Genomic DNA, 18,115 nt, shown 5'->3' on the forward strand with positions numbered 1-18,115 from the left:
GTGCTGTAACCCCGTCAGCGTCTCAACATTTTCCTTCTCCGGCGAGAGTTTTGCGAAGGAATTTTTCAGACGTTAACTAGTAGGGTCGGCTCATGGCTGATTTCGTGAGTGTCGAGGTGGCCGACCAGATCGCCACGATCACGCTTGACCGTCCCAAGATGAACGCGCTCAACGGCCAGGTCCAGCGCGAGATCGCCGAGGCCGCGCGCATCGCCGACGCCGACCCCGACGCGCACGCCGTCATCCTCTACGGAGGCGAGCGCGTCTTCGCCGCCGGGGCCGACATCAAGGAGATGGCCGGCATGTCCTACGCCGACATGGCCGCCCACTCCCGCACCCTCCAGGACTGCTTCACCGCCGTGGCCCGCATCGGCAAGCCCGTCATCGCCGCCATCACCGGCTACGCGCTCGGCGGCGGCTGCGAGCTGGCGCTGTGCGCCGACTTCCGGGTCGCCGGCGAGTCGGCCAAGCTCGGCCAGCCGGAGATCCAGCTCGGCATCATCCCCGGCGCCGGCGGCACCCAGCGGCTGCCCCGCCTGGTCGGCCCCGCCCGCGCCAAGGACCTCATCTTCAGCGGCCGGCACGTCCCGGCGGCCGAGGCGCTGGCCATCGGCCTCGTCGACCGGGTCGTCCCCGACGCCGACGTCTACCGCGCCGCCCGCGAGTGGGCCGCGACCTTCACCGGCGGCCCCACCGTCGCGCTGCGGGCCGCCAAGCAGGCCGTCGACCAGGGGCTGGAGGTGGACCTCGACACCGGCCTGGAGATCGAGCGGCTGCAGTTCTCCGGCCTGTTCGCGACCGACGACGCCAAGATCGGCATGACCGCGTTCGCCGAGAAATCCACCCCCAAGTTCACCGGCCGCTGACCTTCCCCAGCGCCAGCAGGGCGTCGTAGGCGGGCTTCCCGGCCAGGCTCTCGTCCATCAGGCACGCGGCGCCCTCCCCGTCGAACCACTCGGGGACCCACGAGTGCCGGTCGGTGAAGCCCCACACCGTGACCTCCGCACACGCCCGCACGCTCAGGCAGTCGGTGAGCGCGCGGGTGTAATACTCGGCCTGCGTGGCCAGCTTCTCCGCCGTCACCGGCAGCTCCATCCGCACGTCCAGCTCGGTGATCGCGATCTCCAGGCCGAGCTCGGCGAAGCGGCCCATCACGTTCGCCCAGTCACCCGGGTAGCCGTACTGGATGCCCAGGTGGCCCTGGAAGCCCATCCCGTGGATCGGCACCCGCTGCGCCTTCAGCTCCTTGACCAGCGCCAGCGTCGCCTCGATCTTGGGGACGCTCCACTCCAGGTTGTAGTCGTTCAGGTAGAGCCTGGCGTGCGGGTCGGCCCGGTGCGCCCACCGGAAGGCGTCGGCGATGTAGCCCGGGCCCAGATGCTTGAGCCAGATGCTCTGCCGCATCGTGCCGTCGTCCTCGAACGCCTCGTTGACCACGTCCCAGGCCCGGATCTGGCCCCGGTAGCGGCGGACCTGCGTGGTGACGTGCTCGCGCAGGATCTCCCGCAGCTCGGCGGCGCCGATCGAGCCGTCCTCGACGCCCGCCGTCAGCCAGGCCGGGAGCTGGTTGTGCCAGACCAGCGTGTGGCCGCGTACCTTCTGGCCGTGGCGGCGGGCGTTGCGCACCACCGCGTCGGCGTCGTCCCAGGTGTGGACGCCGCGCTCCGGCTCGACCGACTCCCACTTCATCGCGTTCTCGGCGGTGACGTGGTTGAACTCGCGGTTGAGCGCGGCCCGGTAGTCCGGCTCGGCCCGCAGCGCGGCCACGTCCACCGCGGAGCCGATCCTGATGCCGTTCTTGCGCGCCAGGTCACGCAGGTCACGCGGGTCGTGCCCGCCCTGGGCGTACGCCGTGCCCGGCAGGGCCAGCAGCAGGACCAGGGCGAGGGCGAGTGCTCTCATCGGTGATCTCCGATCACGATCGTGGTGAGGGCGCGCGGCAGGAGCGTCACGCTCCGGCCGGCGACGGGCAGGGGGTCGAGCGCGTGCGTGCCGTCGGTGACGTAGGCGGCCGCCCTGCCGCGTACGCCGTGCCACGTGACGGCCTCCGAGCCGGTGTTGAGCACCTCGACGACCGTCGGGCCGCCGGGGTTGCGGAACGCCGAAACTTTCAGCGCCGGGTCGGCCGACTCCGCCCCGACGCGGACCGCGCCCGGCCGGACGAACCTGCTGTAGGCCGCCAGCGCCCACAGCCGCTTGGACACCCGGTAGGTGCCCGCCGCCTCGTCGATCTGCGTCAGCGCCCTGGTCGCGCCCCGCGAGGCGCCGAACCAGTACACGTAACCGCTGACCCCGCCCAGCGTCAGCGCGTCGTGCACCGCGCGGGCCACCGTGAGGCCGTCGTAGCCGCTGCCGTCGTCCCAGCTCTCGTTCCAGGTGCCGCCGCCGGGGTTCCACTCCGACATCCACGTCTTCCTGCCGGTCGGCAGCGGCCCGTCCACCGGGCTGGCGTACGTGTGCCCGGTGTGCGTCCGCACCCACCGGCGCGCCTCCGGGTCGGCCTCGATCGCCGCCGTGTACGCCTTCGCCTCGCTCCAGCCGAAGGAGTCGCAGCACGCGACCCGCACGCCCCGGGCGATCGGGCCCAGCACCTTGACGAACTGCGCCGCCTGCTCCGGGGTGAACCGCATCGACGCGTACGGGGCCGTGTAGTCGGGCTCGTTCGTGAAGCCGAGGTCGGTGATCCGGATGCCCTCGCGGGCGTAGAACTTCGTGTACTGCACCAGGTAGCGGGCGTACGCCTCGCGCCACTCCGGCTTCAGCGTGCCGCCGTTCCTGTCGTCGCCGTTGTCCTTCATGTAGCCGGGGGCGCTCCAGGCGTCGGCGTAGAAGCGCCGCACCCCGTAACGCTGGGCCTCCTTGGCCACCCACACCTGGCCGTTGTCCTCGCCGTCCCACGTGTAGCGCGGCGGCGCGTCCGGGCCGCCCGGGTCCTCGGGCTGGATGGAGACCATGTGGTCGTACGGGCTGCCGGCGGGGGAGGAGCCGATGCCCAGGCGCAGGATGCTCAGGCCCGCGCCCTTCTCCCGGTCGAACCAGAGATCCAGCAGCTCCCGCTGCCGCTCCTCGGGCAGGGCGCGGACCAGCTCGTTGCGCCGGAACGCCTGCGACAGCCCGAACCCGTCGATCTCCTGATGGCGGACGTGCTCCTGGACCGTGATGACGGGCCGGCCCTCCGGATTCACCACTGGGTTCACCGCTGGGTTCACCGCTGTGATCCCGAGCAGGCCGATCGCGACAACGCTTCGTGACATCACGCCTGGCCTCCGAAAATTTCGGAATGAAGGCGATAATTTTCGCCGTCAGCGGGAAACGTAAGCGCCCGGCGCCGCGACGTCAACACCCTCCGCCCGCCGCCGCCACGCCCGGCCGCCGTGATGCCGGTGTTGCCAGGGCGGGCGGGTCTGGGGGGGCTTTTTGCCACTATGGTGGCGTGTCATGATGCGCGTCCTGGTCCCCTCCCGGCTGCGTGCCAAGGTGCGTGCCTGGCTCGACTCCCACTACGTCCCGATCGCCGACCACCGCCGGGACCTCCAGGACGCCCACCGCGAGACCCGCGCCCTGCGCGACGAACTGGCCGCCCTCCGGGCCGAGGTGAAACGCCTCAAGGAGACGCCCCCGCCGCCCGCCCCCGACACCTGCCGCCTGGCCCACGAGACCGCCCAGGCGCTCGACGGGCTCCTGCAGAACGAGGTCCTCCTCTGGCAGGCCGTCGACGAACTCCGCTCGGCGGGCCCCGGCGCCGTGCCTGACCGCGGAACGGAGGCACGCCCGTGCGCGTGAACTGGACCGGCGGACGGCTCACCTTCCGCCTCGACCCCGAGGACGAGATCACCGGCCGGGCCGCCGACGAGCACCCGGTCAAGCTCGCCACCAACACCTGCACGATCGCCGGCGTGCCGGACGACGCCCACCCCGACCTGTTCGCCGTCGCCGCCTGGACCGTCGTCGCCCCCTGGACCCGCCGCCGGATCACCTTCGACCGCGCCGTCTCCGCCGACGTCGCCGCCGCGCTGCACGACGGCTGGGGCGTCGACGCCGGCCCCGTCGCCGCCGAGCCACGCCGTACCGGACGCGCCCTCGCCATCTCCTACAGCGGCGGCGCCGACTCCGTGGCCGCCGCCGCGATCTACCCCGACGCGCCGTTCGTCCACTTCCGCCGCGTCCCGCACCCCCGCGTGCCGAACCGCTGGCCGCACTACCGCTCCGACGTGCTCGCCAAACTCGCCGCGCGGACCGGGCGCGACCTCACCACCGTCTCCTCCGACCTGGAGTTCACGCTCGCCGAACCCCGGCCCGGCTACCCCGAGCACCACGCCGTCGCCGCCGGCGCCCTGCTCCTCGCCGACCGCCTCGACCTCGGCGGGCTCGCCTTCGGCTACGAGCTCGGCTCACGCTGGCTCGGCGGCGACCGCTACCTGCTGCGCTACACGCCCGACAACCCCATGTGGGCCCCGCACGGCGCGTGGGGCCGCCTCTTCGCCGCCGCCGGCGTGCACATCGTCCTCCCCGTGGGCGGCGTGAGCGAGGCCGTCACCATGCGCCTGGCCCTGAACTCCGACCTCAAGGACTACGTCCGCTGGTGCCTCATCGGCACCGACGGGCCCTGCCGCAACTGCGCCAAGTGCCTGTACAAGGAGATCATCCAGGCCGCCGTCGAACGCCGCCCCCTCGACACCCCCATCCCGCCGACCAGCGGCAAAGCCAAGAAGTGGCTCCAGCCGCCGCCCTACGGCGGCCAGGAGATGATCGAGTACGGCCTCGCCCGCATCCCCGGCATCGAGCACACCATGTTCGCCAAGGCCCTGGACCACTTCGAGGCCACCGAGGAGTCCACCCGCTGGCTCGACCACTGCTACCCCCCGTCCCTGGACGAGATCCCACCCCCCTGGCGCGACCAGGCGGCCGCCTTCCTGACCACCCACGTCGGCCTCATGACCGACCCGGAACGCCACCGGGTGGAATCATGGGGCTCCTGACCCCAGCCACCCCACACCCCGGCCGCCCCACCCTCCCGAACGCCCCCCGGCGAACGGGCCGGCCGGTGCCCAGCCCCACGGGGGACTCGGCGACGACCCGCCGCCCGCTTCCGCGTGTGCCGTGGCCACCGGCTGCCGCTGCGCCCGTCCCATACGGGCAGGACGGCCGCCGCGCCCCGCTCCCTCGCGGGACGTGGCCACGGGCTGCCGGCGCGCTCGCGGCGGGGACGGCCTGCGTGCGGCAGGTCGGCCCCGCGTCGCCGCGCCCCTCGGGGCCGCCGTCGTACGGGACGAGAGGTGCGCCCCCACGCGGCGCTGCCCTCCCACGCGTACGCAGCGAACGAGCCGGCCGGTGCCCAACCGGGACTCGGCGACGGGCCGCCGCCCCTTCTGCGTGGTCCGCGGCCTCCTGCTGCCGGCGTGCTCGCGGCGGGGACGGCCCGCGTCCGGGGCAGGCTGGCCCGGGGGGCCGCGTGCCTCTCTGGTGCCGTTGTCGCCTCGGGCATGGGGATGCGCCCGCGCCCGTGGGGGCCGGTTTGCGGTGGTGCGGTCTGGTATGGGGTGGGTGTGTTGGGGGCCGGGGTGCGATGCTAGGCCGGCTGGGGCTGTGGGCGGGTTCGGGAGCGGAGAGGAAAGCAAGGCGTGAAGGTATATCTGTCCGTTGACATGGAGGGCGTGACCGGGTTGACGGACCCGGAGGAGATGCACGCCGGGCAGCGCGGCTACGAGCGCGGGTGTGAGCTGATGACCGCCGACGCCAACGCGGCGATCGACGGGGCGTTCGCGGCCGGGGCGGAGAGCGTGCTGGTCAACGACGCGCACGGGTCGACGAAGAACCTGCGGATCGATCTGCTGGACCCGAGGGCGAGCCTGATCCGGGGCCCGGGGAAGTCGCAGCGGATGGCGCAGGGCCTGGACGGCTCGTTCGCGGCGGCCTGTTTCGTGGGCTACCACGCGCGGGCGGGCGTGGCGGACGGGGTGCTCAACCATACGTGGATGGGCAAGGAGATCCAGAACGTGTACCTCAACGGCGAGGTGTGCGGCGAGACGCGGGTGGTGGCGGCGTGCGCCGGTTACCACGGGGTCCCGGTGGTGGTGGTGACCGGTGACGAGGCCGTGGGTGAGGAGGCGCGGGAGCTGCTGGGCGATGTGGAGACGGTGGCGGTCAAGAAGGGGATCGGGAAGTTCTCGGCCGAACTGCTGCCGCCGAGCGTCGCGCAGCAGCGGATTCGTGAGGCGACGGTCAGGGCGCTCAACCGGTTGAGCGACTTCACGCCTTACACCTTGGAGGCTCCGTACACGCTGGGGGTGGAGTGGAACTCCACGGCCATCGCGGCGGCTGTGGCGCTGGTTCCCGGGGTGAAGACGGTGGGGCCTCGCCACACGGAGTTCACGACGGACGACTACACCCAGATCATGGCGCTGTTCGGCATCTTCGCCACCATCGGCGGTCAGGTGGCGTGCGGCAGTGGCCCGTACGGCTGATCGAGGGACCGGGGACGGCGGCGAGGTGTGATGGACGGCGCGGCGCTGACCAGGCGCGGGCTGCTGGTCGGGATCGGTGCGGCGGGCGGCGCCGGGGCCATGTACGCGGCGATGGGCGCGCTGGGGCTGGCGCCGGCGGAGCAGGACAAGGCGTTCACGCCGCCCAAGAAGAGTGATTTCTCCCTTCAGGGCCGGGCGGCGGCGAAGGTGGTGATCCTGGGCGCGGGCGTGGCGGGGCTGGTGGCGGCGTACGAGCTGGGGAAGGCCGGCTACGACTGCACGCTGCTGGAGGCCAGGCCCAAGGCGGGCGGGCGGAGCCTGACGCTGCGGGGCGGCGACCGGCTGACCGAGCTGAACGGGCCGGCGCAGGCGGTGCGGTTCGGCGAGGGGAGCTACTTCAACGCCGGTCCGGCGCGGATCGCGCCGTGGATGGTCACGATGGACTACTGCCGCGAGCTGGGCGTCCCGATCGAGACGTTCGTCAACCGCAGCGCGCAGACGTACGTGCACACGAACGGCCAGACGGTGCGGTCCGGGACGGCCCGTGCCGACATGTACGGATACATCGCCGAGCTGCTCGCCAAGGCCACCCATGTCGGCGCGCTCGACAGGAAGGTGTCGAAGGGCGACCAGGAGGTGCTGCTGGACTTCCTGCGCCGGTTCGGGGACCTGGGGCCGCGGTTGGAGTACGAGGGGTCCGGCAGGCGCGGTTTCGTGAAATATCCGGCGCTGGACGGCGGCACCCCGCTCGCCCCGCCCGGCACCCTGCACCAGGTCCTCGCCGCCGGCACCGGCCGCGCGATCACCAACGACTTCGGGTACGACCAGGCCACCCCCATGTTCCAGCCCGTCGGCGGCATGGACGCGATCGTCGACCGGCTCGTCGCGGCCGTCGGCGCCGACCGGATCACCACCGGCGCCCGCGTCACCCGCATCACCGACCTGCCCGACGGCGTCGAGGTCGCCTGGGCCGGCGGCAGCGTCAAGGCCGACTACTGCGTCGCCACCCTCCCGCCGCACCTGCTGGCCAAGATCCCCCACAACCTGGGCGAACCCGTCACCGCCGCGCTCCGGCGGCCCGTCCCCGTGGCCGCCGGCAAGATCGGCCTGGAGTACGCGAGCCGCTGGTGGGAGCTGGAGGACCGGATCTACGGCGGCGTCACCGAGACCGACCTGGACATCACCCACATCTGGTACCCGTCGCACGACTACCACGCCGAGCGCGGCATCGTGGTCGGCTACTACAACACCGACGCGCACGCCGAGCTCTACGGCGCGCTCACGCCGGAGGACCGCAGGCGCCGCGCGCTCACCCAGGGCAAGAAGATCCACGGCGAGAAGTACCGCACCGGCGTGCTGTCCAGCGTCTCCATCGCCTGGGAACGCCAGGAGCACATCCAGGGCGGCTGGGTGCGCTGGCCCGACTTTGATTCGTCCTTCACTCTTCTGCAACGCCCCAGCGGAAGGGTGTACTTCGCGGGTGACTGGCTCACCCGGCTGACCGCCTGGCAGGCGGGGGCCATGGAGTCCGCCCGCGGCGCCGTCACGCAACTGCACCAACGGGTGCTGCGGTCGCCGTGACGTCGCATGCCGCTCCCGGGACCGGCGTAAGGTCCTGGGAGAGCGACCGAGGAGTTGGGGATGACGTTGCACTGGGTGCCCGCCGCCGACCGGCCCGACCTGCTGGCCGAGCCGGTGGCGCGGGCCGTGGGAGAGCTCGACGGCGTACGGGTGGCCGAGATCGACCCGGAGCTGGCCGACACGGCGGCGTTCTGCGAACGCTACGGCGTGACGCTGGAGGAGTCGGCCAACTGCGTGGTGGTCGCCGCCAAGCGCGGCGGTGAGATCCGCTACGCGGCGTGCATGGTGCTCGCGACGATGCGGGTGGACGTGAACGGCGTGGTGCGCAAGCACCTCGACGCGCGCAAGGCGAGCTTCGCCCCGATGGCGGAGGCAGTCGAGCTCACCGGCATGGAGTACGGCGGCATCACCCCGCTCGGCCTGCCCGACGGCTGGCCGGTCCTGGTGGACGTCAACGTGGCCGAGCACCCTCAGGTGGTCATCGGCGCCGGGGTGCGGCGGGCCAAGCTCGCCGTCGCCGGGGCCACCCTGGCGGGGCTCAAGCAGGCGGAAGTGCTTCCTCTGGCCGGCTGATCGGTCACCGTAGCCAATTCGAGACCGTTGATTGGGAAACCGATGAGGCCCTTCTGGACGTTGTACGAGTGGGAATGTGGCCTCGTGGTTCATCTCGTGGGCGGGGATTAAGCCGGTATGGTGCTTCATGCCATGAACGATGACCGACTCGGCCCTTACCGGCTGCTCAGGCGGCTCGGCGAGGGCGGAATGGGCGTGGTCCACCTCGCCACCGACCCTCAGGGGCGGCAGGTGGCGGTCAAGGTCCTGCGCTCCGAGGTCGCCGGTGACGAGGTCGCCAGGCGACGGCTCGCGCGCGAGGTCGAGACGATGCGCCGGGTGCGCAGCTCCTACATCGCCGAGGTGCTCGACGCCGACGTGACCGGTCACCGGCCGTACATCGTGACGCGTTACGTGCCCGGCCGCGCGCTCGACGAGATCGTCAAGAACGACGGGCCGCTCGACCTGCCCGCGCTGCTCAAGGTCGGCTACGGGGTGGCCGCGGCGCTGGCCGCCGTGCACTCGGTGGGCGTCATCCACCGCGACCTCAAGCCGGGCAACGTGCTCATCCTCGACGGTGAGCCGGTGCTGATCGACTTCGGCATCGCGCAGGCGGTCGACGCGACCCGGCTGACCCAGACGGGCATGTTCATCGGCACGCCGGGCTACCTGGCGCCGGAGATCATCGAGGGCCAGGAGGCCGGGCCCGAGGTCGACATCCACGCCTGGGCCGGCACCCTGCTCTACGCCGGCACCGGCCAGCCGCCCTTCGGCAAGGGCACGCTGGAGATGGTCTTCTACAACATCACCGCCGGCAAGGCCGACGTCAGCGCCGCCCCGAAGGCGATCCAGCCGCTGCTCAAGGCCGCCTTCCAGCGCAATCCGGCCAAGCGCCCCAAGGCGGCCGAGCTGGCCGAGCAGACCGCGCGCATGCTGCCCAGGCCGCCGGGCGGCGCGCCCGACCAGATCTCCACCGTGCCGCGCCCCGACGGGCCGCCGCGCACGGGCGAGCACCTGCCGCCGCCCTACGCCGACCGCCCCGGCCCGCCCTACGGCACCGGCCCGCAGGGCGTTCCGGTCACGGGCGCGCAGGAACCGCCCGCGCGTCCCCCGTACGGGACGGGCCCCCAGGACGCACCGGCAGGACACCCCCACGGCAGCGGCCCCCAGGGCGCGCCGGTGCCGCTCCACGGCAGCGGCCCGCAGGGCGCGCCGGTGGCGCGGCCGTACGGGAGCGACGTGGCAGCGCACGGGCAGGACCGGCAGCCGTGGGAGGCCGCCACGCCGCCCGTGACGCCGCGCCAGGTCGTCGACGGACGCCCGCCGCACGCCCCGCCGCAGACCGCCGACCAGCAGTACGTGTCGCTGCTCCCCGGCCAGGGCGACCCGTGGCCGACCCGCCGGGTGAGCCCGGAGGAGCTGCGCCAGATGCAGCGCGAGGCGGGCCGGCAGAGCCTGCCGTGGAACCAGGCGCCCGCCGTCCACCCGCCGGAGGGCGAGGTGCCGACCCGGCGGGTGCGCCCGGAGGCGCCCGACTACGGCCGCGGCGCCCCGGTGCCGCCGCCGCCCTACATCCCGGCGCAGGCGCAGTTCCCGCCCGAGCCGCAGACGCGGCGCGAGCCGTTCATCCCGGGCGCGCTCCCGGGCCAGCCGCTCAAGCAGTCGGCCGCCTACGCGGTGGCCGGCGCGATGCTGCTCATCATCATGATCGTGCTGGCCGCGCTGGCCCCGGTGCTGGTGGCGGTGGTGGCGGTGCCGGTCGCGGTGCTGCTGCGGGCCGCCGACCTGGCCCAGCCGTCGCTGACCGTGCGCCGCCCGAGCAGCGCGGCGGCCCTCGACGTGGTCAGGGTGTTCGGGCTGCCGCAGGCGCTGGCCAAGTCGGCGGGCATCACGCTGGCGCTCGTTCTTTACGCTCTCATTCTGGGGTTGCCCGTTACGCTCCTGCTCACCGTGGTAGTCAAGATGGACCCGTCGAACGCGCTGGCCTGGGGGGCGGCGGTGGCGCTGTGGACCGTCTGCGCCGGCCCGGGGGTGGAGGGCCCCGGAAGGCAGATGCGCAGGACGCTCTCATCGCTCGTACCCTCGAGGACAGCGGCGATGGTGATGGCGGGAGTCCTGGCGGCAGGGGCCGCCCTCTCCCTCATCCTCGCCTACAGCACGTACGGGGACGACGCGAGGGAGGCCGTATGGAGTCCGGTCGACGTCGGCTCGGCGACGGATCTGCTGGAGAAGCTGAACGGGGGCGACGACGGATGACGCGGGGACGGTTGCGATGAGCACGGGCGGCGACACCCAGACGCCGGAGCGGCTCGGCCCCTACCGTCTGGTCAGGCGAATCGGCGAGGGCGGCATGGGGGTTGTCCACCTCGGTGTCGACGGCGACGGCCGCGAGGTCGCGGTCAAGGTCCTGCATCCGCACGTGGCCGCCGACCTCAAGGCGCGCGACCGGTTGACCCGCGAGGTCGAGACGATGCGCCGGGTGCGCAGCCCGTACGTGGCGGAGGTGCTCGACGCCGAGCTCGTGGGCGGCCAGCCGTACGTGGTGACCCGGTTCGCCCCCGGCCGCACGCTGGAGGAGACCGTGCTGGCCGACGGCGCGCTGGAGGCGCGTCAGATCATCAAGCTCGCGCAGGGCCTGTGCCAGGCGCTGGTGGCCATCCACGCGGCCGACGTGATCCACCGTGACTTCAAGCCGTCCAACGTCATGCTGGTGGGCGAGGAGCCGCTGGTCATCGACTTCGGCATCGCCCACCTGGTCAACGCCACGCGGCTGACCCAGACGGGCATGTTCGTCGGCACGCCGGGCTATCTGGCGCCGGAGATCATCCGCGACTCCGACATCACGCAGAAGGCGGACGTGCACTCGCTGGCCTCGACGGTGTTCTTCGCCGCGGTGGGCGGCCCGCCGTTCGGCACGGGCACGTTCGAGGCGGTCTGCTTCAACATCATGGAGGGCCGGGCCCAGCTCGACAAGGCGCCCGTGTGGCTGCGCGGCTGGCTGAGCCGGGCGCTCCAGGTGGAGCCGGAGGACCGGCCCGACGCCCGCGAGCTGCTCAAGATGGCCAAGGCGCTGGACCCGTCGGTGACGACGTTCCACGAGACGCCGCCGGAGGCGCCGAGCCGCACCAGGCGGCTGCTCAACCGCACGCGGGTGATGGAGTCGTTCGCCGACGTGCTGCCGCCGGTCGACTACGACCGCCGCCCGCCGGCGCGTGAGGAGAGGCCGCCGCCCTACGTCCCCGCGCCGATCTCGGCGCGGCCCCCGGCGGCGCCGAGGCCGGACCAGCGGGTCGCGGGCTATCCGGCGCCGCCGCCGACCAGGCCCTCGGCGCAGCCGCAGGCCAGGCCCTACACGCCGCCGCCGCAGCCGAGGCCGGCCGAGCGCAAGCGCTATCTGGTGGGCAGCCAGTTCGTCGGGCTGCTGCTGATGGTGTCGCTCGTCGCGCTGGCCGTGATGATGCCGGTCGTGGTGAGCATGGTCGCGATCGTGCTGGCGCTGGTGTTCCGGATGGGCGAATACCTGTTCGGCGACATGGTCAAGCGCCGCCAGGTGCGCGGCAGCAGCGCGGCCGATCCGCTGCTGGTGCTCGTCGGCACGCCGTGGGCGCTGGTCAAGGCGGCGCTGGTGAGCGTGGCGCAGGTGCCGCTGTCGATCCTGTTCGGCGTGTGCGTGTGGGGGGTGCTGCGCTGGGGCGGCGGGATGGGCGTCAACGAGGCCGCCGCCTACGCCGCCGGGGCGTTCACCGCCGGGCTGTTCCTGCTGCCGGGCGGCGGGGCGCCGCGCAAGGCGGTCACCCGCACGCTGACGGCGACCCTGCGCTCGCCGGGCGCGGCGCTGGTCGCGACCGTGGCCGTGGGCACGCTGGCGCTGTTCGCGGTGATGTTCGCGCTGGGCCAGGATCCGTCGTGGGAGCCGTGGCGCGCACCCGAGACGGTGATCAACGAGCTGACCGAACGCGCCCAGGACAGCGCGGTGGGCCTCATCACCGGGTTGATCGGCGACCTGCTGAAGGATCTGGGGCTCGGCTTCCTGTCACCCTGGTCGTGAGTGTCTCCGGAGCCGCCCGGGGGGAAAGTAGGGGGTATGAGCGAGCACCTCGGCCCCTACCAGTTGCTTTCGCGGCTGGGCTCGGGCGGGTTCGGCGAAGTGCATCTGGCGCTCGATCCCGACGGCCGGACCGTCGCGGTCAAGGTGCTGCACCCGCACGTGGTGACCGACGGGGGCGCGCTGGCGCGGCTGGCCCGTGAGGTCGAGACCATGCGCCGGGTGGGCGGGCCGCACGTGGCGGAGGTGCTCGACGCCTCGCTGGACGTCTCGCGCCCCTACCTGGTCACCCGCTACGTGCAGGGCAGGCCGCTGAGCGCGGTGCCGGTGCCGGTGGCGGAGCTGCGGTCGCTGGCCACCGGGCTGGCCGACGCGCTGCTGGCCATGCACGAGGCCGGGGTGGTGCACCGCGATCTCAAGCCGGCCAACGTGATGATGGCCGACGGGGTGCCCGTGGTGATCGACTTCGGCATCGCGAGCGCGCTCGACTCCCTGTCGGTCACGGCGTCGGGCGCGGTGGTCGGCACGCCCGGTTACTTAGCCCCCGAGGTCCTGGAGGGCGGACAGGCGGGGCCGGAGGCGGACGTGTTCTCCTTCGGCGCGACGCTGGCCTACGCCGCCACGGGACGGCAGCCGTACGGTCAGGGGCCCGCCTCGGCGGTCGCCTACCGGGTGGTCCATCACGAGCCCGATCTGGAGGGCACGCCGGGGTGGCTGGAGCCGCTGCTGCGTGACTGCCTCGCCGTCGATCCGGCGGCGCGGCCGACGGCGGCGCGCATCTGCGAGCGGCTGGGGGTGGAGGCGCCGGCGAAGCCGCGCTTCTCCCGGCGGCGCGCGGCGGGTGATGTGCATCACCTGTCCACCCGTGAGATGCGGCTGCCCCGCAAGGAGCCGGCGGAGGTCGCCAGGGCCCGGCACCGCGAGCGGGTGCGCAGGCGCTGGCTGATCGGCTCGGGGGTGTTCGTCTCGCTGCTGGCCGCCGCCGCGCGCGAGCCGCTGCCGGAGGTGGCGCTGTTCCTGCTGTCGGCGTTCACGCTGGTGGTGGTCATCGACGCGGGGTTCGGGCTCTATTCGCGCGGGCCGTTCAGGAAGGGCCGGATCGTGGCGGACTTCGCGGGGATCGCGGGGGCGCTGGGGCTGTCGGTGGCGTTGAGCGCGATCTTCACCACGCCGGTGCTGGCGCTGTTCGCGGGCACGGCCCTGGTGGTGGGGGTCGTGTTCCTGCTCTCCGCGTGACCGAATAAAGTTCGGTATGGTGAGAGTCGCTGGCGTTTGCACGCAAGCTACTGATGCGTAACATGACCGCTGGAGCCCCGATGTCACAACGCCACGGGGCACCTGGCAGTCTGGACAGCATGCATCCGGCGCCGCCGCAACGACGCGGTGGCGCACGCGAACACGGGAGGTCGGCCACCGGCCATGAACATCGTCGTCTGCGTGAAGCAGGTCCCCGACACGGCGACCGAGCGCAAGCTGCGGTCCGATGACAAGACGCTCGACCGTGACGCGGTCGACGGCGTGGTGAACGAGCTTGACGAGTATGCCGTCGAGGAGGCTCTGAAGCTCAAGGAAGCACACGGCGGCGAGGTGACGGTCCTGACCATGGGGCCGGGCAAGGCCACCGAGACCATCCGCAAGGCCCTCGCGATGGGTGCCGACAAGGCGGTCCACCTGACCGACGACGCGCTGCACGGCTCCGACGCGCTGTCGACCTCCTACGCGATGGCGCAGGCGCTGAAGAAGATCGGGTTCGACCTGGTCATCCTCGGCTCCGAGTCCACCGACGCGCGCACCGGCGTGCTGCCCGCGATGCTGGCCGAGCGCCTCGGCACGCCGCAGCTCACGCTGGCCAACAAGGTCGACGTCGACGGCTCCTCGATCAGCATCCAGCGGCTGACCGACTACGGCTACGACAAGGTCGAGGCCACGCTGCCCGCCGTCGTGTCCGTGGTCGAGAAGATCAACGAGCCGCGCTACCCGTCCTTCAAGGGCATCATGGCGGCCAAGAAGAAGCCGGTCGAGACGCTGACCGTGGCCGACGCCGAGATCGACGCCGCCCAGGTGGGCCTCGGCGCCGCCTGGTCGCAGGTCGTCGACTTCGCCGCCGCCCCGCCGCGCGCGGCCGGCACGATCGTCAAGGACGAGGGCGACGGCGGCGCGAAGGTCGCCGACTTCCTGGCGTCCAAGAAGTTCATCTGAGAACGGGGGTTTTACTGATATGTCGGAGATTCTCGTTCTCGTCGAGCAGGTCGACGGCGAGGTCAAGAAGGTCACGCTGGAGCTGCTGACCCTCGCCCGCTCGCTCGGCTCGCCGTCCGCCGTCTGGGCCGGCCCCGGCGTCACCGCCGAGGCCAAGGCCAAACTCGCCGAATACGGCGCGGACAAGATCTACGTGGCCGGCTCCGAGGAGATCGTCGGCTACGTGGTCGCGCCCAAGGCCGAGCTGCTCGCCCAGCTCGTCTCCGCCCAGTCGCCGGCCGCCGTCCTGGTCGCCGCCACGGCCGAGGGCAAGGAGATCGCGGGCCGGCTGGCCGTCAAGACCGACTCGGGCGTCATCACCGACGCCGTCGGCCTCGGCGAGGGCTTCGTGGCCGAGCAGTCGATCTTCGGCGGCGGCGTGAACGTCCAGGCGAAGGTGGCCAAGGGCACCCCGATCGTCGCCGTGCGCCCCAACTCGACGGCCCCCGTGGCCGCCGCCGGGGCCGGTGCCGAGGAGGAGGTGTCGGTCGCGCTGACCGACTCCGCCAAGGCCGCCCGCATCGTCGAGCGCGTCAAGCAGGAGAAGGGCGCCCGCCCCGAGCTCACCGAGGCCGCGATCGTGGTCTCCGGCGGCCGCGGCGTCGGCTCGGCGGAGAACTTCTCCGTCATCGAGGGCCTGGCCGACTCGCTTGGCGCGGCCGTCGGCGCCTCCCGCGCCGCGACCGACGCCGGCTGGTACCCCCACCAGTTCCAGGTGGGCCAGACCGGCAAGACCGTGTCCCCGCAGCTCTACATCGCCGCGGGCATCTCGGGCGCCATCCAGCACCGGGCCGGCATGCAGACCGCGAAGACCATCGTCGCGATCAACAAGGACCCGGAAGCGCCGATCTTCGAGCTGGCCGACTACGGCATCGTGGGCGACCTGCACCAGATCGTCCCGCAGCTCACCGAAGAGGTGAACAAGCGCAAGTGACCGGACCCGGCGGGCTCCCCACGCGGGGGCCCGCCGGTTCGCTCACAGGTGCTCTCTCAACCGCCGCGCCAGGTCGGCCGCCTGCTCCCGGGTCCACGGGATGAGGCCGTTCTCCGACATGAGCGCGTAAAACTGCTGCTGCTCGTACGGGGTGCCCGGAGGCAGCGGCGCGATGTGCCAGTGCAGGTGCGAGTTGCCCTGCTGGCTGCCGAGCGTCAGCAGGTAGGTGCGCTCCGACGGCACGACGGCCTCCACGGCCAGCGCCACCTTCCTGACCACGCGCATCAAAGCCAGGTAGGCGTCCTCGTCCAGGTCGCGCACCGCGTGTTCGAGATGGGCCTTGGGGCTCACCAGCACGTAGCCGGGCACCGTCGGGTAGCGGCTCAGGAACGCCAGGTGGTGCTCGTCCTCGTAGACGATCTCCTCCGCGTCGTAGGCCGGGTCGCCGGCGACGATGGCGCAGATGAAGCACGGCGAGGACCGGACGCGCGCCACGTAGGCGTCGACGTCGAAGCGGACGTTTCTCTCCATGATCACATTAAAGCCAACGACCGTATGAAGCCGGCGGTCGTGTCAGAGCCAGCCGAGGTCCCGGGCGCGGCGGACGGCGGCGTGCCGGTTCTCCACGGCCAGCTTGGTCACCGCCGAGGACAGGTAGTTGCGCACCGTGCCCTCCGACAGGCTCAGCTGGCGGGCGATCCGCGACACCGGCGCGCCCCCGGAGGCGGCGCGGAGCGTGTCGAGCTCGCGGGGCGTCAGCGGGCACTCCTGGCTCGACAGCGCGTCGGCGGCCAGCTCGGGGTCGATGTAGCGACCGCCGTCGTGCACCTGCCTGATCACCTTGGCCAGCGTGGTGGCCGGATTGTCCTTGCCGACGAAGCCGCGCACGCCCGCCGCCATCGCCCGGCGCAGGTAACCAGGGCGGCCGTGGCCGGTGACGATGACGATGCGGCAGCCGGGCACCTGCGCGCCGATCAGCTCGGCCGCGGCCAGGCCGTCGAGGCCGGGCATGTCGATGTCGAGCATGGCCACGTCGGGGCGCAGCTCGACGGCCAGGCGCACGGCCTCGTCGCCGCGGCCGGTCTCGGCGACCACCTCGATGCCGGGCTCGGTGCCCAGCAGCGCCACGAACGCGCCCCGTACCAGGTGGTGGTCCTCGGCGAGGAGCAGCTTGATCACAGCGGCACCGACGCGGTGATGCGGAAGCGGCCGCCGCCGCACTCGGCCTCCAGCGCGCCGCCGGCGGCCTTCATGCGCTCGGCCAGGCCGGTCAGCCCGTTGCCCCGGCTGAAGCGGCCGGTGCTCGGGCCGCCGTCGTTGACGATCTCCAGGTGCACGCTGCCCTCCTCGGTGTGGACGGTCACCTCGCACCAGGTGGCGGTGCTGTGGCGCAGGACGTTGGTGACGGCCTCGCGCGCCACCCAGCCGAGGGGCGCGTGCACGTGGCCGGGCAGTTCGGCGGGCAGCTCGGGCTTGTCGCAGCGGATGCCGGCCGCGCCGAGCACGGCGGCGACGCCGTCGAGCTCGGTCGCCAGCGACGTGGCCCGGTAGCCGCGCACCAGCTCGCGCACGTCGTGCACGGAGGTGCGGGCGATCCGCTGGATCTCGGCCAGCTCCGCGCCCGCCCGCTCCGGGCTGGTCGTGACCAGCCGCTCGCCGAGCTCGGCGCGGAGCGCGATCGCGTGCAGGGTGTGGCCGAGGGTGTCGTGCAGGTCGCGGGAGAAGCGCAGCCGCTCCTCGTCCACGGCCCGCCGCGCCAGCTCGGCCCGCGCCTCGCGCAGGTCGTCGATCAGGCGGCAGAGCCAGGCCACCCCGTACGTCATCGGCGCGATCGTCGGCATGGCCAGCAGCCCGTACAGCAGGGCGACCGGCAGCGGCATCCCGATGAGGAGGATGAGCACCGGCGTGACGGCGATCGCGGCGAGCGTGACGGTCCAGGTCACGGCGGGCCGGACGAACACCACGGACGCCACCGAGATGAACGCCATCGGCAGCCCGACCCAGCCGGCCCCGGCGAACAGCGGCACCCCGTAGGCGATCACCGCGATCGCGGCCACGTCGAGGCGGTGCCGCCACGTCAGCCGGCCCAGGAAGGCCGCCCACAGCACCCGCGCGTAGCTGACCGTGAGGAGCGTCACCAGCAGGATCGCCAGCGTGAGCGGCCACCACCGGCCCGCGGTGCCGGTGGAGAAGGCGACGACCGCCGACGCCAGGGAGAACACCATGGGAGCGGCGAACAGGGCCACCGCCACGCCGGCGATGACCCTGGTGCTGACGACGGGCGCGCTCACACGTCGCATT

16 protein-coding genes are annotated in these 18,115 nt (G+C 72.7%); 11 read left to right on the plus strand and 5 right to left on the minus strand.

The features are described 5' to 3' along the window. Positions 1-92: 92 nt before the first annotated feature. Positions 93-866: an enoyl-CoA hydratase-related protein gene (locus AB0J53_RS24040; protein ID WP_364175924.1), complete on the plus strand. Its 774-nt coding sequence runs from the start codon at positions 93-95 to the stop codon at positions 864-866. Here the strand turns inward: AB0J53_RS24040 and AB0J53_RS24045 are convergent. Together AB0J53_RS24045 and AB0J53_RS24050 are read right to left on the minus strand one after the other, a co-directional pair. Next, positions 853-1,902: an endo-1,4-beta-xylanase gene (locus tag AB0J53_RS24045; protein ID WP_364175927.1), complete on the minus strand. Its 1,050-nt coding sequence runs from the start codon at positions 1,900-1,902 to the stop codon at positions 853-855. The two genes, AB0J53_RS24040 and AB0J53_RS24045, sit on opposite strands and share 14 nt — an antisense overlap. Next, a complete protein-coding gene (locus AB0J53_RS24050) occupies positions 1,899-3,197 on the minus strand; it encodes a glycoside hydrolase (protein WP_364175930.1) in 1,299 nt (432 codons plus the stop codon). The genes AB0J53_RS24045 and AB0J53_RS24050 overlap by 4 nt, the downstream gene beginning before the upstream one ends. A gap of 241 nt (positions 3,198-3,438) precedes the next feature. Between AB0J53_RS24050 and AB0J53_RS24055 the strand changes: the two genes are divergently transcribed. From AB0J53_RS24055 to AB0J53_RS24100, 10 genes are all read left to right on the plus strand, one after another. After that, positions 3,439-3,783 carry a hypothetical protein gene (locus AB0J53_RS24055; protein WP_219501018.1) on the plus strand — a complete coding sequence of 115 codons (345 nt, stop codon included), beginning with the start codon at positions 3,439-3,441 and terminating at the stop codon, positions 3,781-3,783. After that, positions 3,774-4,979: a DUF6395 domain-containing protein gene (locus AB0J53_RS24060; protein ID WP_364175932.1), complete on the plus strand. Its 1,206-nt coding sequence runs from the start codon at positions 3,774-3,776 to the stop codon at positions 4,977-4,979. Before AB0J53_RS24055 ends, AB0J53_RS24060 begins: the two co-directional genes overlap by 10 nt. Positions 4,980-5,621: 642 nt before the next feature. Beyond that, the gene (locus AB0J53_RS24065) at positions 5,622-6,464 is read left to right on the plus strand and encodes a M55 family metallopeptidase (RefSeq protein WP_219501020.1); all 843 of its coding nucleotides are present in this window, start codon (positions 5,622-5,624) and stop codon (positions 6,462-6,464) included. Positions 6,465-6,494: 30 nt separating this feature from the next. Then, positions 6,495-8,045, plus strand: a complete 1,551-nt coding sequence (locus AB0J53_RS24070) for an FAD-dependent oxidoreductase (RefSeq protein WP_364175935.1) — start codon at positions 6,495-6,497, stop codon at positions 8,043-8,045. Between the two features lie 54 nt (positions 8,046-8,099). Beyond that, on the plus strand, positions 8,100-8,618 hold the full coding sequence (locus tag AB0J53_RS24075; RefSeq protein ID WP_219501022.1) for a YbaK/EbsC family protein: 519 nt from the start codon (positions 8,100-8,102) through the stop codon (positions 8,616-8,618). Between the two features lie 132 nt (positions 8,619-8,750). Beyond that, the gene (locus tag AB0J53_RS24080) at positions 8,751-10,853 is read left to right on the plus strand and encodes a protein kinase (protein ID WP_364175938.1); all 2,103 of its coding nucleotides are present in this window, start codon (positions 8,751-8,753) and stop codon (positions 10,851-10,853) included. 16 nt (positions 10,854-10,869) lie between these two features. Then, positions 10,870-12,645, plus strand: coding sequence for a serine/threonine-protein kinase (locus AB0J53_RS24085; protein ID WP_364175941.1), 1,776 nt, complete (start codon positions 10,870-10,872; stop codon positions 12,643-12,645). A gap of 36 nt (positions 12,646-12,681) precedes the next feature. After that, on the plus strand, positions 12,682-13,878 hold the full coding sequence (locus tag AB0J53_RS24090; RefSeq protein WP_364175944.1) for a serine/threonine-protein kinase: 1,197 nt from the start codon (positions 12,682-12,684) through the stop codon (positions 13,876-13,878). A gap of 183 nt (positions 13,879-14,061) precedes the next feature. Continuing rightward, positions 14,062-14,841: an electron transfer flavoprotein subunit beta/FixA family protein gene (locus tag AB0J53_RS24095; protein ID WP_364175946.1), complete on the plus strand. Its 780-nt coding sequence runs from the start codon at positions 14,062-14,064 to the stop codon at positions 14,839-14,841. A 19-nt stretch (positions 14,842-14,860) separates the two neighbouring features. Continuing rightward, positions 14,861-15,814: an electron transfer flavoprotein subunit alpha/FixB family protein gene (locus AB0J53_RS24100; protein ID WP_364175949.1), complete on the plus strand. Its 954-nt coding sequence runs from the start codon at positions 14,861-14,863 to the stop codon at positions 15,812-15,814. 42 nt (positions 15,815-15,856) lie between these two features. On the opposite strand, the gene AB0J53_RS24105 is transcribed toward AB0J53_RS24100, so the two are convergent. Genes AB0J53_RS24105 through AB0J53_RS24115 form a run of 3 tightly spaced genes read right to left on the minus strand, consistent with a single transcriptional unit; the run spans position 15,857 to position 18,105 of the window. Then, on the minus strand, positions 15,857-16,345 hold the full coding sequence (locus AB0J53_RS24105; protein ID WP_364175952.1) for an HIT family protein: 489 nt from the start codon (positions 16,343-16,345) through the stop codon (positions 15,857-15,859). Positions 16,346-16,387: 42 nt separating this feature from the next. Next, entirely contained in the window at positions 16,388-16,993 is a 606-nt protein-coding gene (locus AB0J53_RS24110) for a response regulator transcription factor (protein WP_219501035.1), read from the minus strand. Further along, positions 16,990-18,105 carry a histidine kinase gene (locus AB0J53_RS24115; RefSeq protein ID WP_364175955.1) on the minus strand — a complete coding sequence of 372 codons (1,116 nt, stop codon included), beginning with the start codon at positions 18,103-18,105 and terminating at the stop codon, positions 16,990-16,992. Before AB0J53_RS24115 ends, AB0J53_RS24110 begins: the two co-directional genes overlap by 4 nt. Positions 18,106-18,115 lie beyond the last annotated feature (10 nt).

The organism is Nonomuraea sp. NPDC049725 (assembly GCF_040674795.1).
Taxonomy (GTDB): Bacteria; Actinomycetota; Actinomycetes; order Streptosporangiales; family Streptosporangiaceae; genus Nonomuraea; species Nonomuraea ceibae.

What these genes read in the sequence shown, in the direction of transcription:
- AB0J53_RS24095 (WP_364175946.1), top strand. Translation starts at nt 14,062, where the DNA reads ATGAACATCGTCGTCTGCGTGAAGCAGGTCCCCGACACGGCGACCGAG.
- AB0J53_RS24070 (WP_364175935.1), top strand. Translation starts at nt 6,495, where the DNA reads ATGGACGGCGCGGCGCTGACCAGGCGCGGGCTGCTGGTCGGGATCGGT.
- AB0J53_RS24045 (WP_364175927.1), bottom strand. Translation starts at nt 1,902, where the DNA reads ATGAGAGCACTCGCCCTCGCCCTGGTCCTGCTGCTGGCCCTGCCGGGC.
- AB0J53_RS24055 (WP_219501018.1), top strand. Translation starts at nt 3,439, where the DNA reads ATGATGCGCGTCCTGGTCCCCTCCCGGCTGCGTGCCAAGGTGCGTGCC.
- AB0J53_RS24040 (WP_364175924.1), top strand. Translation starts at nt 93, where the DNA reads ATGGCTGATTTCGTGAGTGTCGAGGTGGCCGACCAGATCGCCACGATC.
- AB0J53_RS24105 (WP_364175952.1), bottom strand. Translation starts at nt 16,345, where the DNA reads ATGGAGAGAAACGTCCGCTTCGACGTCGACGCCTACGTGGCGCGCGTC.
- AB0J53_RS24080 (WP_364175938.1), top strand. Translation starts at nt 8,751, where the DNA reads ATGAACGATGACCGACTCGGCCCTTACCGGCTGCTCAGGCGGCTCGGC.
- AB0J53_RS24085 (WP_364175941.1), top strand. Translation starts at nt 10,870, where the DNA reads ATGAGCACGGGCGGCGACACCCAGACGCCGGAGCGGCTCGGCCCCTAC.
- AB0J53_RS24090 (WP_364175944.1), top strand. Translation starts at nt 12,682, where the DNA reads ATGAGCGAGCACCTCGGCCCCTACCAGTTGCTTTCGCGGCTGGGCTCG.
- AB0J53_RS24100 (WP_364175949.1), top strand. Translation starts at nt 14,861, where the DNA reads ATGTCGGAGATTCTCGTTCTCGTCGAGCAGGTCGACGGCGAGGTCAAG.